Source organism: Agrococcus sp. GCM10030265 (assembly GCF_042666675.1).
Lineage (GTDB): Bacteria > Actinomycetota > Actinomycetes > Actinomycetales > Microbacteriaceae > Agrococcus.
The window spans coordinates 994,351-1,008,057 of sequence record NZ_JBHTCZ010000002.1 but is presented as its reverse complement, the minus strand read 5'-3'; the positions used below and the strand labels follow the sequence as shown (position 1 = coordinate 1,008,057).

The 13,707-nt window shown below is 72.7% G+C and carries 14 protein-coding genes; 13 read left to right on the top strand and 1 reads right to left on the bottom strand.

All coding sequences use genetic code 11. The features are described 5' to 3' along the window. The first annotated feature begins 2 nt into the window (after positions 1-2). Positions 3-1,028, top strand: a complete 1,026-nt coding sequence (ilvC, locus tag ACFQPP_RS09100) for a ketol-acid reductoisomerase (protein ID WP_376916259.1) — start codon at positions 3-5, stop codon at positions 1,026-1,028. 114 nt (positions 1,029-1,142) lie between these two features. Beyond that, entirely contained in the window at positions 1,143-2,603 is a 1,461-nt protein-coding gene (locus tag ACFQPP_RS09095) for an FAD-dependent oxidoreductase (protein ID WP_376916258.1), read from the top strand. 16 nt (positions 2,604-2,619) lie between these two features. Here ACFQPP_RS09095 and ACFQPP_RS09090 read toward each other — a convergent pair whose 3' ends face one another. Then, positions 2,620-3,798 carry an ROK family protein gene (locus tag ACFQPP_RS09090; RefSeq protein WP_376916257.1) on the bottom strand — a complete coding sequence of 393 codons (1,179 nt, stop codon included), beginning with the start codon at positions 3,796-3,798 and terminating at the stop codon, positions 2,620-2,622. Between the two features lie 158 nt (positions 3,799-3,956). Here ACFQPP_RS09090 and ACFQPP_RS09085 point away from each other — a divergent pair, with 158 nt between their 5' ends. From ACFQPP_RS09085 to ACFQPP_RS09035, 11 genes are all read left to right on the top strand, one after another. Next, the gene (locus ACFQPP_RS09085) at positions 3,957-4,718 is read left to right on the top strand and encodes a sugar phosphate isomerase/epimerase family protein (RefSeq protein ID WP_376916256.1); all 762 of its coding nucleotides are present in this window, start codon (positions 3,957-3,959) and stop codon (positions 4,716-4,718) included. Between the two features lie 97 nt (positions 4,719-4,815). After that, positions 4,816-6,120, top strand: a complete 1,305-nt coding sequence (locus ACFQPP_RS09080) for an extracellular solute-binding protein (protein ID WP_376916255.1) — start codon at positions 4,816-4,818, stop codon at positions 6,118-6,120. Between the two features lie 55 nt (positions 6,121-6,175). After that, positions 6,176-7,168: a carbohydrate ABC transporter permease gene (locus tag ACFQPP_RS09075; protein ID WP_376916254.1), complete on the top strand. Its 993-nt coding sequence runs from the start codon at positions 6,176-6,178 to the stop codon at positions 7,166-7,168. After that, entirely contained in the window at positions 7,161-8,000 is an 840-nt protein-coding gene (locus ACFQPP_RS09070; protein WP_376916253.1) for a carbohydrate ABC transporter permease, read from the top strand. The genes ACFQPP_RS09075 and ACFQPP_RS09070 overlap by 8 nt, the downstream gene beginning before the upstream one ends. A 17-nt stretch (positions 8,001-8,017) precedes the next feature. Then, positions 8,018-9,148 carry a Gfo/Idh/MocA family protein gene (locus ACFQPP_RS09065; protein ID WP_376916252.1) on the top strand — a complete coding sequence of 377 codons (1,131 nt, stop codon included), beginning with the start codon at positions 8,018-8,020 and terminating at the stop codon, positions 9,146-9,148. Further along, positions 9,145-10,239 (top strand): Gfo/Idh/MocA family protein, encoded by a 1,095-nt coding sequence (locus ACFQPP_RS09060; protein WP_376916251.1) that lies wholly within the window; start codon positions 9,145-9,147, stop codon positions 10,237-10,239. Before ACFQPP_RS09065 ends, ACFQPP_RS09060 begins: the two co-directional genes overlap by 4 nt. Continuing rightward, on the top strand, positions 10,236-11,264 hold the full coding sequence (locus ACFQPP_RS09055; RefSeq protein WP_376916250.1) for a sugar phosphate isomerase/epimerase family protein: 1,029 nt from the start codon (positions 10,236-10,238) through the stop codon (positions 11,262-11,264). The genes ACFQPP_RS09060 and ACFQPP_RS09055 overlap by 4 nt, the downstream gene beginning before the upstream one ends. Before the next feature lie 81 nt (positions 11,265-11,345). Beyond that, the gene (locus ACFQPP_RS09050) at positions 11,346-12,353 is read left to right on the top strand and encodes a DUF2332 family protein (protein ID WP_376916249.1); all 1,008 of its coding nucleotides are present in this window, start codon (positions 11,346-11,348) and stop codon (positions 12,351-12,353) included. Positions 12,354-12,455: 102 nt separating this feature from the next. After that, entirely contained in the window at positions 12,456-12,752 is a 297-nt protein-coding gene (locus ACFQPP_RS09045) for a hypothetical protein (protein WP_376916248.1), read from the top strand. A gap of 63 nt (positions 12,753-12,815) precedes the next feature. Continuing rightward, a complete protein-coding gene (locus tag ACFQPP_RS09040; protein ID WP_376916247.1) occupies positions 12,816-13,226 on the top strand; it encodes a hypothetical protein in 411 nt (136 codons plus the stop codon). Then, positions 13,223-13,702 carry a hypothetical protein gene (locus tag ACFQPP_RS09035; RefSeq protein WP_376916246.1) on the top strand — a complete coding sequence of 160 codons (480 nt, stop codon included), beginning with the start codon at positions 13,223-13,225 and terminating at the stop codon, positions 13,700-13,702. The genes ACFQPP_RS09040 and ACFQPP_RS09035 overlap by 4 nt, the downstream gene beginning before the upstream one ends. Positions 13,703-13,707: the final 5 nt, after the last annotated feature.

Sequence of the window (13,707 nt, the reverse complement as noted above, 5' to 3'; positions counted from 1 at the left end):
CCATGACCGAGGTCATCTACGACGACAAGGCCGACCTGGGCCTCATCCAGGGCAAGAAGGTCGCCGTCATCGGCTACGGCTCGCAGGGCCACGCCCACGCGCAGAACCTGCGCGACTCGGGCGTCGACGTGCGCGTCGGCCTCAAGGCCGAGTCGACGTCGCGCGCGAAGGCGGAGGAGGCGGGCTTCACGGTCGGCACGAACCGCGAGGTCGCCGAGTGGGCCGACGTCATCGTCATCCTCGCGCCCGACCAGCACCAGCGCGGCATCTACGCCGACGACATCGCACCGGTGCTCGCCGAGGGCAAGACGCTGCTGTTCAGCCACGGCTTCAACATCCGATTCGACTACATCCAGGCGCCCGAGGGCGTCGACGTCGTGCTCGTCGCGCCGAAGGGCCCGGGCCACACCGTGCGCCGCGAGTACGAGGCGGGCCGCGGCGTGCCCGTGATCGTCGCCGTCGAGGTCGACGCGACCGGCGGCGCCTGGGACCTCGCATGGTCGTACGCGAAGGCGATCGGCGGCCTGCGCGCCGGCGGCATCAAGACGACGTTCACCGAGGAGACCGAGACCGATCTGTTCGGCGAGCAGGCCGTGCTGTGCGGCGGCACCTCGCAGCTCGTGCAGTACGGCTTCGAGACGCTCATCGAGGCCGGCTACCAGCCCGAGATCGCCTACTTCGAGGTGCTGCACGAGCTGAAGCTCATCGTCGACCTCATGTGGGAGGGCGGCATCGCGAAGCAGCGCTGGTCGATCTCCGACACCGCCGAGTACGGCGACTACGTCTCGGGCCCGCGCGTCATCAGCCCCGAGGTGAAGACGAACATGCAGGCCGTGCTCGCCGACATCCAGTCGGGTGCGTTCGCGAAGCGCTTCATCGAGGACCAGGACGCGGGCGCGCCCGAGTTCACGCGCCTGCGCGAGCAGCAGGCAGGCCACCCCATCGAGGCGACCGGCAAGCAGCTGCGCTCGCTCTTCGCCTGGGAGCAGCCGGACGCCGACTACACCGACGGCTCGGCGGCGCGCTGACCTAGCCTGCGCATCGACGGCCCCGTCGCTCCTCGCGAGCGGCGGGGCCGTCGCTCGTGCGGGGCCGGGTCAAGGGGCTGGCCGCGACGCGGGCGGCCAGGCGACGCTGGCGCCATGACGTCGCTCTGGCTCGCCTCGCATCCGCCCATCGACACCGACGCGTTCGACGACGCACCGGTCGACGTCGCCGTGGTCGGCGCGGGCCTCGCGGGCCTCGCGACGGCCGTGCTGCTCGCCGAGCGCGGCATGCGCGTCGCGGTGCTCGAGGCGCGCACGGTGGGCGCGGTCGCGACCGGCAACACGAGCGGCAAGCTCTCGGCGCTGCAGGGCGCGCGGCTGCAGCGCATCCGCAGCGTCGCGGGCGAGCGGCCGCTGCAGGCGTACGTGGATGCGACGCTCGAGGCGCAGCGCTGGCTCGTCGACGCCGTGGGCGAGGCGAGCGAGCGCGAGGACGCCTGGTCGTACGCCGTCACGTCGAGCGGCGCGCGCACGATCGACCAGGAGGTGCGCGTCGCCCGCGCCGCGGGCCTGCCGGTCGGGCGGGACGTGCCCGAGCTGCCGTTCGCGACGACCGCCGCGGCCCGCCTGCGCGACCAGCACCTGCTCGATCCCGTCGGTGCGCTCGCAGCCCTCGCGGCGCGACTGCGCGCCGCCGGCGGACGCATCCACGAGCACGCCCCGGTGCGCCGCACGCGCGTGCGAGGCGACCACGTCGACGTCGACTCGACGGCGGGTACCCTGCGGGCGTCGCGCGTCGTGCTCGCGACCGGCTCGCCCGTGCCCTCGCGGACGCTCTCGGTCCTCCTCGAGGCGCAGCGCTCGTACGCGATCTCGTACCGCATCCCCGGCGTCGTCCCGCGGGGCATGCACCTGAGCGTCGACGAGCCGTCGCGCTCGCTGCGCTCGGCGGCGCCGCTCGCCGACGAGCTCGTCGTGGGTGGTGCAGGGCACCCCGTGGGCCGTGCGAAGGACGAGCGCTCGAGCGTCGACGAGCTCGAGGCATGGACGCAGCGGCACTGGCCGGGTGCCGAGCGCACGCACGCATGGTCGGCGCAGGACTACCGCACCCCCGACCTGCTGCCGTGGTGCGGGGCTCGGATGGGCAGCGGCGGGCGGGTGCTCGTGGCGACCGGCTTCGACAAGTGGGGCATGACGAGCGCGGTCGCGTGCGCGCTCGCGATCGACGGCTGGCTCTCGGACGCGCCGCGGCCGTGGGCCGCGACGCTCTTCCGTCGTCGCCCGACGCTCGCGCTCGCCGGCAACCTGCTCGGCAGCGTCGCGGCCGTCGCTGCGGCCGACTCGCGCTCGTGGATGGCTGCCGTGCGCGACGTGGGTGCGGCGACTCCGCCGGAGGGCGAAGGCGTCGTGCATCTGCGCGGTGCGACGCCCGTGGCGACGTCGACGGTCGACGGCGTGACGCGCACGGTGTCGGCGTTCTGCCCGCATGTGCTCGCGCTCGTCCAGTGGAACGGTCAGGAGCGCAGCTGGGACTGCAGCGCGCACGGCTCGCGCTTCGCGCCCGACGGCTCGCGGCTCGAGGGCCCGAGCGCGTGCCCGCTGCGCGCGCTGCGCTGACGCCGCCGCGTGGGCGTCAGCGCGCGAGGTGCGCGTCGACGAGGGCGGGGGAGAGCACGTGCTGCCGCACGAGGATCGCGGCGCCGCGCGCGCCCGCGAGCGCGCCGCCCTGCGACTGCACGATCGACAGGTGCTGCGTCGCGAGCGGGATCGATCGCCGGTAGACGACCTCGCGCACCCCCGCGAGCAGCTGCTCGCCCGCACGCGCGATCGAGCCGCCGAGCACGATCACGGCGGGGTTGTGCAGGCTCACGACGAGCGCGAGCGCCTCGCCGAGGACGCGGCCCGCCTCGCGGGTGACCTCGTGCGCATCCGCGTCGCCGGCGCGCAGCAGCGCGACGACGTGCTCGCTCGTCGTCGCCGCGATGCCGCGCGACGCGAGCACCTCGGCGATCGCCGTGCCGCTCGCGATGGCCTCGAGGTCGCGCTCGTCCTCGGGCGTGCGCAACGGCGATGGGCTGTAGGGCACGCGGATGTGGCCGAGGTCGCCTGCGGCGCCGTCGGCGCCGCGTTGCAGCACGCCGCCCGCGATGATGCCCGCGCCGATCCCGGTCGCGACCTTCACGAAGACGAGGTCGCCGTGGCGGCCCCCGCTCGCGGCGTGCTCGCCGAGCGCGAGGATGTTGACGTCGTTGTCGACGAGCACCGGCACGGGGAACGCGCGCTGCACGTGCTGCGGGATGTCGAAGCGATCCCAGCCGGGCATGATCGGCGGGTTGACGGGCCGCCCGGTCGCGTGCTCGACGGGGCCGGGCACCCCGACGCCGACGCCGACGATCGACGCGACGTCGCGGCCGGCGCTCTGCAGCAGCGCGCTCGCGTGCGCGATGGCCGCGTCGAGCGCCGCGACGGGGCCGTCGGCGACGTCGAGGGCGAGCGAGATGGACGCCAGCACCGTGGCGGCGAGGTCGGTGACCGCGACGCTCGCATGCCGCGCGCCGAAGTCGAAGGCGACGATCGTGCCGCCCGAGGGATCGAACGCGAGCATCGACGGCGGACGACCGCCCGTGGAGGTCGTCGCGCCCGCGGGACGGAGGAGGCCGGCGGCGACGAGCGCGTCGGTGCGCGCGGCGACCGTCGCCCTCCCGAGGCCCGTCGCCTCGACGAGCTCGGCGCGCGTGCGGGCGCGGCCGTCGAGGAAGTGCTGCAGGAGCACGCCGGCGCTCGTCGGATGCGGGGGGATCGCCAGCGACATGCGGCCTCCTCGCCTCGTGTCGCGGGGCCGCGACGGGGTTCCACGCTAGTGCACCCGTACTTAAGTTTATGTCATGTTCGACTTTTGCTTTGTCAGCAGCAAAAGTCTTGCTACGGTCATCGGGAACCGGAGCAATCTCGATGAGGAGACCCGAGCCGATGAGCGACATCGCACTGCAGCTGTACTCGATCCGCGAGCGCATCGCGTCCGACGGGCTCGCGCCCTCCCTCGCCCGCGCGGCATCCGCCGGCTTCGACCGCATCGAGCTCTTCAACCTCGTCGCCTGGGCGGACGAGCTGCGCACCGAGCTGCCCGCGAACGGGATCGCCGTGCCCACGGCGCACGCCCGACTGCTCGGCGAGGACCAGGACGCGATCTTCGCGACCGCCGCGTCGCTCGGGGTGCAGACGATCATCGACCCCTTCACCGAGCCCGAGCACTGGGCGACGCGCGACGGCGTGCTGCGCATCGCCGACCACCTGAACGCGTCGGCCGCCGGCGCTCGTCAGCACGGCCTCGCGCTCGGCTACCACAACCACGCGTGGGAGGCCGAGTCGATCATCGACGGCACCACGGCCCTCGAGGTCCTCGCGGACGCGCTCGACCCCGAGGTCGTCCTCGAGGTCGACGCCTACTGGGCGGCCGTCGGCGGCGCCGACGTGCCCGCGCTGCTGCGCTCGCTCGGCAGCCGCGTCGTCGCGCTGCACCTCAAGGACGCGCCCATCGTCGACGGCGCCCTGTCGAAGGACCGTCACGACCAGCTGCCCGTCGGGGAGGGCGCCATCGACTGGGCGGCCATCCTCGAGGCGGCCCCCACCGCCGAGCTGCTCATCGTCGAGTTCGACGAGTACCGCGGCGACATCTTCGACGGCGCGGCCACGAGCCTCGCCGGCATCCGCGCGCTCACGACCGCTCGCTGACCGCACCACCACCATCACACCGTCGGCTCGCCGACGACACACCCGTCCGGCAGCGTCGCCGGCCGGGATGCACGCACCACAGGACGAAGGAGTTCCGATGACGCGCATCAAGACCATCGCTGGGGCCGCAGCCGCCGCCACCGTGCTGCTGGCAGCCAGCGGCTGCTCGGCAGGAGGCGGCGACGACGCCGAGGGCGGCTCGATCACCTGGTGGGCCACGCAGCAGACCGCCACGATCGGCGACTCCGAGGCCGCCTACCAGGAGGCCATCGACCGCTTCACCGACGAGACCGGCATCGAGGTGGAGTTCGAGGTCATCCCGTGGGCCGACCTCTACAACCGCATCCTCACCGCCATCTCCTCCGGCACCGGCCCCGACGTGCTGAACATCGGCACGACCTGGACCGGCTCGCTGCACGACACGGGAGCGCTGTCGACCGTCGAGGGCGACTCGCTAGACTGGCTCGGCGGATCGGACCGCTTCGTGCCCGCCGTCTACGAGGCCGCGCAGGTGCCGGGCGAGACGCAGGACGCCGTGCCCTTCCTCTCCAACGTGTACTCGCTGTACTACAACCCCACGCTGTTCGAGGCGGCCGGCATCGCCGAGCCGCCCGCGACGTGGGAGGAGTTCGTCGAGGTCGGGCAGCAGCTCACCGTCGACACCGACGGCGACGGCGCCATCGACCAGTGGGGCTACTCGGGCGCTGCCGCGAACGTGCAGCAGAACGCCCACATGGCCTTCATCCTCGGCCAGCAGCACGGCGGCGCGTTCGTCGACGACGACGGCGCGTCGACGCTCGACAGCGACGGCCAGGTCGCCGGCGTCGAGGCGTACGTCGGGCTCATGACCGATGCGCAGATCATGGCGCCCAGCAACGCCGAGATCGACCTCGGCGCCGACGCGGTCGACCAGTTCATCGACGGCGACGCCGCGATGATCCTGCAGCAGAACCCCATCGAGCAGTTCACCTCGCGCGACTTCACGGACTGGGCGATCGCGCCCACGCCCGTGCTCGACGGCGGCGAGGACGTCGAGTCGATGATCGCCGGCACGAACATCACCGTGCTCGTCGACTCCCCGAACCAGGAGCAGGCGTTCGAGTTCGTCGAGCACATGACGAGCGTCGAGGAGCAGGCCGAGCTCGCCTCCGCCTTCGGCCTCCTGCCCGTCGTCACCGACGCGTACGACGAGCCGCTGCTCGCCGACTCCGGCGACACGACGCTCGAGGTGCGCCGCGACGCGCAGGCCAACGCCTCCGCGCCCTTCCCGCTCGTCGGCAACATCGGAGAGATCGAGGCCGCGGTCGGCAACGCCGTGCGCGAGTCGTTCCAGGCCTTCGCGACCGGCGGCGACGCCGACGTCGCCAGCCGCCTGGCGGCCGCGAACGGCGAGGTCCGCTGACACCACCCCGACGGGGCCGGCGCGCGAGCGTCGGCCCCCGACGGGAGGGTCCCTCATGACGACCACCGCCACCCGCCCGGACACCGAGGCGCCCACGCCGGCGCCCACGGCATCCGCGAAGCCCCGCCGCGGCACGCAGCAGCGCAAGGACCGCAGGCTCGCGTACCTGCTGATCCTGCCCGCCGTGCTGCTCGAGCTGCTCATCCACATCATCCCGATGGTCCTCGGTGTGTGGATCGCCTTCATCGAGCTGAACCAGCGCAGCCTGCGCAACTGGCTGCAGGCGCCGTTCGTCGGCCTCGACAACTTCGTCCGCGGCCTCGACCCCACGAGCGCCATCGGCTCGGAGTTCATCGGCTCCGTCGGCCGCACCGCCGTGTACGTCGTGCTGACCCTCGGCGTCTCGTGGATCCTCGCGATGGCCGCCGCCGTGTTCCTCACGTCGAGCTTCAAGGGCCGTGGCCTGCTGCGCACGCTCTTCCTCGTGCCGTACGCCATCCCCACCTACGTCGGCACGCTCGCATGGGGCTTCATGCTCAACCAGCAGGACGGCGTCGTGAACCAGGTCGTCGTCGACCTGCTCGGCCTCACCGACGACCGGCCCTACTGGCTCATCGGCGACAACTCGTTCATCTCGCTCGTCGTCGTGTCGATCTGGTCGATGTGGCCGTTCGCGTTCCTCATGCTCCTCGCGGCGCTGCAGAACGTGCCCACCGACGTCTACGAGGCGGCAGCGCTCGATGGAGCCTCGAACTGGAAGCAGTTCTGGACGATCACGCTGCCGATGATCCGCCACGCGAACGCGGCGCTCGTGCTGATCCTCGGCCTGTGGCTCTTCAACCAGTTCAACATCCCGTACGTGCTGTTCGGTCCGCAGTCGCCTGCGCAGGCGCTGCTGATCTCGCCGCTCATCTACCAGAACTCGTTCCTGCTGTGGGACTTCGGCGCCGGCGGAGCGATGAGCTTCCTGCTGCTGCTCGCGCTGCTCGTGGTGTCGGTGTTCTACATCCGACTCGTGCTGCCGAAGGGAGGCGAGCTCGATGATTGAGACCCGTGGCTTCAAGGTCGCGAGGGCCATCACCCTCACGCTGCTGTCGCTGTTCGTGCTCGTGCCGCTGTGGATCATCGTCACGACGGCGTTCAAGCCGCTGTCGGACGTGTCGGGCTCGTTCGTGTGGTTCCCGTCGACGTGGACGATCCAGCCGTTCATCGACATGTGGTCGACGGTGCCGCTCGCGCGCTACTTCATGAACTCGCTCGTCGTCACCGTGACGGCGACGGCCTTCTCGGTCATCGTGTCGATCCTCGCGTCCTACGCGCTCGCGAGGCTGTCGTTCCGCGCCAAGCGGCCCTTCAGCCTCGTGATCCTGTCGACGCAGATGTTCCCCGGCATCCTCTTCCTGCTGCCGCTCTTCCTGATCTTCACGCAGATCCAGCGCACGATCGGGCTGCAGCTCACCGGCAGCCTGCTCGGCATGATCGTCACGTACATGACGTTCACGCTGCCGTTCTCGATCTGGATGCTCACGGGCTACATGCGCGCGATCCCGGCAGCGCTGGAGGAGGCTGCGATGATCGACGGCACCGGCAGGCTCGGCGCGCTGTTCCGCGTCATCCTGCCCGTCGCACGTCCCGGCATCGTCGCGGTCGCCGTGTACTCGTTCATCAGCGCGTGGGGAGAGGTGCTCTTCGCCGCGGTGCTGTCGAGCAACGCGACCCGCACCCTGCCGATCGGCCTCCAGGCGTACTCGTCGGAGTCGGACGTGCTGTGGAACCAGCTCATGGCGGCGTCGATCGTCGTCTCGATCCCCATCCTCGTCGGCTTCCTGCTCGTCCAGCGGCACCTCGTCGCCGGACTCTCCGCCGGAGCCGTCAAGTGAGCACAGAAGGAGGCAGCGTGACGCTGCACACCCCCGTCGGCATCGGCTTCATCGGCGCCGGCATGATCAGCGAGCAGTACCTCACGAACCTCGCGCAGTACCCCGACGTGCACGTCGTCATCCTCGGCGACCTCGACGTCGACCGGGCCAGGGCGCAGGCCGACAAGCACGGCGTGCCCTTCGCGGGCAGCCCCGCCGAGGTGCTCGCGCATCCCGACGTGCAGCTCGTCGTGAACCTCACGATCCCGGCTGCGCACGTCGAGGTGTCGCTGCAGGCGCTCGAGGCGGGCAAGCACGTCTGGAGCGAGAAGCCCATCGGGGTCGACCTCGACTCCGCCCGCGCGCTCCTCGCGCGCGCCGACGAGCTCGGGCTGCGCGTGGGCATCGCGCCGGACACCGTGCTCGGCCAGGGCGTGCAGAGCGGGCTGCGCGCCATCGAGCGCGGCGTCATCGGCGAGCCCATCGGCGCGACGACCGTCATGCAGTACGCGGGCCCCGACCTGTTCCACCCGAACCCGGAGTTCCTCTTCGCGCCCGGGGCGGGGCCCGTGTTCGACATGGGGCCGTACTACCTGACGACGCTCGTCAGCGCGCTCGGCGCGATCCGCCGCGTCTCGGCGATCGGCCGCACGCCGCAGACGACCCGCACGATCAAGGTCGGCGACCGGGCGGGCGAGACCTTCCCGGTCGCGGTGCCGACGCACGTGCACGTCAACCTCGAGCTCGAGCGCGGCGTCGCGCAGTCGACGTTCTCGTGGGACACCGCCTACCGTCGTGCAGGCGTCGTCGAGATCACGGGCTCGGAGGGCACGCTGCGCATCCCCGACCCCAACACGTTCGAGGGCGACCTCGAGGTCACGCGCGTCGGCGACGACTTCCGCGCCGACTCGGCCTGGGAGGCCGTCGAGGTCGAGGGCGCCGTGGGCGGCCGCGGCATCGGCATCGTCGACATGGTGCGGGCCATCCGCGAGGGCAGGCCGCACCGCGCGTCGGGCGAGCTCGCGCTGCACGTGCTGGAGGCGATGATCGCGATCGACGAGTCGATCCGCACCGGCCAGCCCGTGACGCTCGACTCGTCGGTCGAGGCCATGGTGCCCGTCGAGACCGACTTCGACCCGACCGCCGCCCATGACGGGGTGCGGGCGTGACGGCGCCCCGCGTCGGCATCCTCGGAGGCGGGTTCATGGCGCGCGTGCACGCGCACGCCGCCCGATCCGCCCGCGCCGAGCTCGTCGCGATCGCGTCGTCGTCGCAGGCTCGGGCCGCCGAGGCCGCTGCGGCGCTCGGCGTCGCGCACGCGCTGCCGGATGCCGCATCGCTCGTCGCCGCCGACGTCGACGTCGTGCACGTGTGCACGCCGAACACGACGCACGCGACGCTCGCCGCCCAGGCGATCGCCGCAGGCAGGCACGTCGTGTGCGAGAAGCCGCTCGCGACGTCGGTCGACGAGGCGCAGGAGCTCGTCGACGCGCTCGACGACGCCGGTCTCGTCGGCGCCGTGCCGTTCGTGTACCGCTACCACCCGATGGTGCGGGAGGCGCGGGCGCGCCTGGCCGCATCCGGCGCCGCGCTGCTGTCGGTCGACGCCGCCTACCTGCAGGACTGGATGCTGCTCGCCGACGACGAGAACTGGCGCGCGGGATCGGCGCTCGGCGGACCCTCGCGGGCGTTCGCCGACATCGGCTCGCACCTCCTCGACCTCGTCGAGTTCGTGGCGGGGGAGCGCATCGCCTCCCTCGCCGCCACGACGCGCACGGTCTTCGACCAGCGCGGCGACGCATCCGTCGCGAACGAGGACATCGCGGGCGTGCTCTTCCGCCTGGAGGGCGGCGCCGTCGGCACCGCGCTCGTCACGCAGATGGCGCCGGGGCGGAAGAACGCGCTCACGATCGAGTGGCACGCCGCCGACGCGTCGTACCGCTTCGAGCAGGAGCGGCCCGACGAGCTGTGGATCGGCGAGCGCGCGGGGTCGCGGCTGCTGCAGCGCGACCCCGAGTCGCTCTCGCCCGACGCCGCGCGCCTCTCGCGGGTGCCCGCCGGCCATCCGATGGGCTACCAGGACGCCTTCGACGCCTTCGTCGCCGACGCGTACGCGGCGATCGCGGGTGCGACGCCCGACGGGCTCCCCACCTTCCGCGACGGCCTCCGCGCCGCCGTGCTCACGGATGCGGTGCTGCGGTCGGCGGCCTCCGGCGAGTGGATCGAGACGACCGCGCGAGCGAGGAGCGTGGCCGCATGACCGAGCAGACGACGCAGCAGGCACGGCACCCCGTGACGCTGTTCACGGGACAGTGGGCCGACCTGCCGTTCGAGGAGGTGGCGAGGCTCGCGGCCGAGTGGGGCTACGACGGCCTCGAGATCGCCGCATCGGGCGACCACCTCGACCTCGCTCGCGCCGACGAGGACGACGCGTACGTGCGGTCGCGCCTCGACGTGCTCGACCGGCACGGGCTGCAGGTCTTCGCGATCTCGAACCACCTCGCCGGCCAGGCCGTGTGCGACGACCCCATCGACTTCCGGCACGAGGCGATCCTGCGCCCGTACGTCTGGGGCGACGGCGAGGCGGAGGGCGTTCGCCGGCGCGCTGCGGAGGACATGCAGCGCTCGGCGCGCGTCGCCCGCAAGCTGGGCGTCGACACCGTCGTGGGCTTCACGGGCTCGTCGATCTGGCAGTACGTCGCGATGTTCCCGCCCGTGCCCGCCGACCGCATCGACGCGGGCTACGAGGACTTCGCGCGGCGGTGGAACCCCATCCTCGACGTGTTCGACGGCGAGGGCGTGCGGTTCGCGCACGAGGTGCACCCGAGCGAGATCGCGTACGACTACTGGACGAGCGTGCGCACGCTCGAGGCGATCGACCACCGCGAGGCGTTCGGCTTCAACTGGGATCCGTCGCACATGCTGTGGCAGTCGGTCGACCCGGTCGCGTTCATCTGGGACTTCCAGGACCGGATCTACCACGTCGACTGCAAGGACACGCGCCTGCGGCCGCAGAACGGCCGCGCGGGCATCCTCGGCTCGCACCTGCCGTGGGGCGACCCGCGACGCGGCTGGGACTTCGTGTCGACGGGGCACGGCGACATGCACTGGGAGGACGCCTTCCGCGCCCTTGCGGCCATCGGCTACGACGGCCCCATCTCGATCGAGTGGGAGGACGCCGGCATGGATCGGCTCGTCGGCGCTGCGGAGGCGGTCACGCGCATCCGCCAGCTGCTCTGGACCCTGCCCACGGCATCGTTCGACGCGGCCTTCTCGAACCAGTAGCCGCGCCTCCCGCCGGACCTCGTGAGGTTCTCGGCCGCTTCTCACCTCGAAGGCGGCCGAGAACCTCACGAGGTTCGGGGCGTGGAGGACGAGACGGCGCAGTCGGCGGTCGCGGAGCGCTGGCTGCGCTTCGCCGAGCTCGAGGGCGACCTGCGCTCGCCTCGCTACGCCGACTGGGCGCACGGGGTCGCGACCGACCCCGAGCTGGTCGCTCGGCTCGCACCGCTGACGCGCATCGAGCAGCAGCCGAACCTCGTGCTGTCGGCCATCCGCTTCGCGGGCGTCGACACGCGGATGTCGTGGGCCGAGGCCGCGCCCGTGGTGCACGAGCGCTGGGATGCGATCGAGCACGGCATCCGCACGCGCCGCACGCAGACGAACGAGGCGCGCAGGCTCGCGACGCTGCTGCCGGCGTTCGCGTCGCTGCCGCAGCCGCTCGCGATCGTCGAGGTCGGCGCCTCCATGGGGCTGTGCCTGCAGCCCGGCCGCTGGTCGTACGGCTACGAGACGGACGCGGGGGAGCGCGTGCTCGGCGATCCGGCCGCCCCGAGGCTGTCGGCGAGGCTCGACGGCCGCGTGCCGACGATGCCCGAGATCGCATGGAGCGCGGGCCTCGACATCGCCCCGCGCTCGGCGGCGAGCGACGACGACGTGCGCTGGCTCGAGACCCTCATCTGGTCCGTCGGCGATGGCGAGCCGGATCGCGACCGCGTCGACCGGCTGCACGCCGCCGTCGCCATCGCTCGCGAGCACGGCACCGAGGTGCGCGCGGGCGACCTGCTCGACGGCACGCTCGCGCTCGTCGACGAGGCGCGAGGTCGCGCCGCGACGACCGTCGTGCTCCACACGGCCGTGCTCGCGCACGTGCAGGCGGAGGGCCGGGATGCGTTCGCCGAGACCGTGCGAGCGAGCGACGCGACGTGGATCTCCGACGAGGGCCTCGACGTGCTGCCGGTCGTGCGCGAGCGCCTCGACGCGATCGACGTCGCACCGGGCGTGGCCGACTTCTGCATCGCGATCGACGAGCGCCCCGTCGCGCTCGCGGATGCGCACGGCGCCTGGGTGCGGCGGCTCGCCGCAGCGCGCTGACGCCGCTCTCTCCACAGCCCGGAGCCAGCCGGTTGCGTCGAGTCGAAGAGCGTGGTGCACGTTCTGCACTCGACCGCGACGGTCGGGTGGACGGGGTGGATCATGGCACTCGCACAGGATGCGGCACGGGCGCTGGCGCTCGGTGCGTTCGCGACCGCGTCGACCGTGCTGGCGGCGGCGATCGTGGTGATCGCGACGGCCGGACCGGACGACGGCATCGCCACGGGGCTCTTCTCGGCCGTCGCGTTCGAGGCGTCGACCAGCGCGGACGGTGCGACGACGGCGACGGTCGGCATCGCCGACCTCGGCCCGATCGTCGTGCTCTGGATGGTCGCGACCGTCGCCTGCGCGCTCGCGATGCGCGTGCGCCGCATGCTGCGCGGCCGTCGGGCTGCGTGAGGCCGCAGGCCGCAGCGCGCGACCCGGCCGGTGACCCATAGCCCCGCCCGGTAGGGTTCCCGCGTGCCAGACGACGATCGCGATGCCCTCAGCTGGGAGGGCGACGACGCCGACGACACGCTCGTGACGCAGGACCCGCAGGCGCACGCCGCAGCGGACGCGGCTGCCGTCGGCACCGCCGCCCCCGTCGTCGCGACGGGTGCAGCATTCGGCACGCGCATCGTCGCGGGGCTCTTCCTGGTGCTGGCCATCGCATGGGCCGTCGGGTGGGTCGCCGTCATGCTGCAGAACCCGGCGCAGCAGCAGACGATCCTCTCCCTCGCGATGTACCAGCTCGGCGAGCTGCTCGCGGTGCTCGCGCCGATCGGCTGGTGGCTCGCCGCCCGCCGGCTCGCGCCGCAGCCCGTGCCGTGGTGGATCGCCGGCGTCGTCGTCACGGCACCGTGGCCGCTGCTCGTGGGGGTGCTCGCATGACCGATCGTCACGACGGCGTCGAGCCCGATGAGACGGCGACGGCCGAGCCCGTCGACGAGCCGACGAGCCCGCGCGGCTCCGCGCCCGCATCCGAGGTCGACGCCGAGGCCGACGCGGATGCCGTGCTCGGCGACGAGCCTGTCGAGCGCGTCGAGCGCCGCAGCGACGTCGTCATCGTCATGCTCGTGTTCGTCGTGCTGTTCGCCTACCAGCTGTACTCGGCGGTCTCGAACCTCGTCGGGCTGCCGGAGGTCTACGCGCAGGTCGGCATGCCCGACGCGGTGCCGTGGGCGGTGCTGTACGCGGGCGTCGCCGTGCCGCCGGTGCTGTTCGCCGCCGCATCGGCGGTCGCGCGCGGGCGCCGACTGGCGGCGCGCGCGGGCATCCTCGTGCTCGGCCTCGCCGTGAGCGCGCAGCTGTCGCTCCTGCTGGAGGAGCTCGCGCGGCAGGCCGCCGCCGCCGCCTTCGCCGGCTAGGGCCG

Coding starts and splice junctions, on each gene's coding strand:
- ACFQPP_RS09055 (WP_376916250.1), top strand. CDS start 10,236: ATGACCGAGCAGACGACGCAGCAGGCACGGCACCCCGTGACGCTGTTC.
- ACFQPP_RS09080 (WP_376916255.1), top strand. CDS start 4,816: ATGACGCGCATCAAGACCATCGCTGGGGCCGCAGCCGCCGCCACCGTG.
- ilvC (WP_376916259.1), top strand. CDS start 3: ATGACCGAGGTCATCTACGACGACAAGGCCGACCTGGGCCTCATCCAG.
- ACFQPP_RS09075 (WP_376916254.1), top strand. CDS start 6,176: ATGACGACCACCGCCACCCGCCCGGACACCGAGGCGCCCACGCCGGCG.
- ACFQPP_RS09045 (WP_376916248.1), top strand. CDS start 12,456: ATGGCACTCGCACAGGATGCGGCACGGGCGCTGGCGCTCGGTGCGTTC.
- ACFQPP_RS09085 (WP_376916256.1), top strand. CDS start 3,957: ATGAGCGACATCGCACTGCAGCTGTACTCGATCCGCGAGCGCATCGCG.
- ACFQPP_RS09095 (WP_376916258.1), top strand. CDS start 1,143: ATGACGTCGCTCTGGCTCGCCTCGCATCCGCCCATCGACACCGACGCG.
- ACFQPP_RS09070 (WP_376916253.1), top strand. CDS start 7,161: ATGATTGAGACCCGTGGCTTCAAGGTCGCGAGGGCCATCACCCTCACG.
- ACFQPP_RS09090 (WP_376916257.1), bottom strand. CDS start 3,798: ATGTCGCTGGCGATCCCCCCGCATCCGACGAGCGCCGGCGTGCTCCTG.
- ACFQPP_RS09035 (WP_376916246.1), top strand. CDS start 13,223: ATGACCGATCGTCACGACGGCGTCGAGCCCGATGAGACGGCGACGGCC.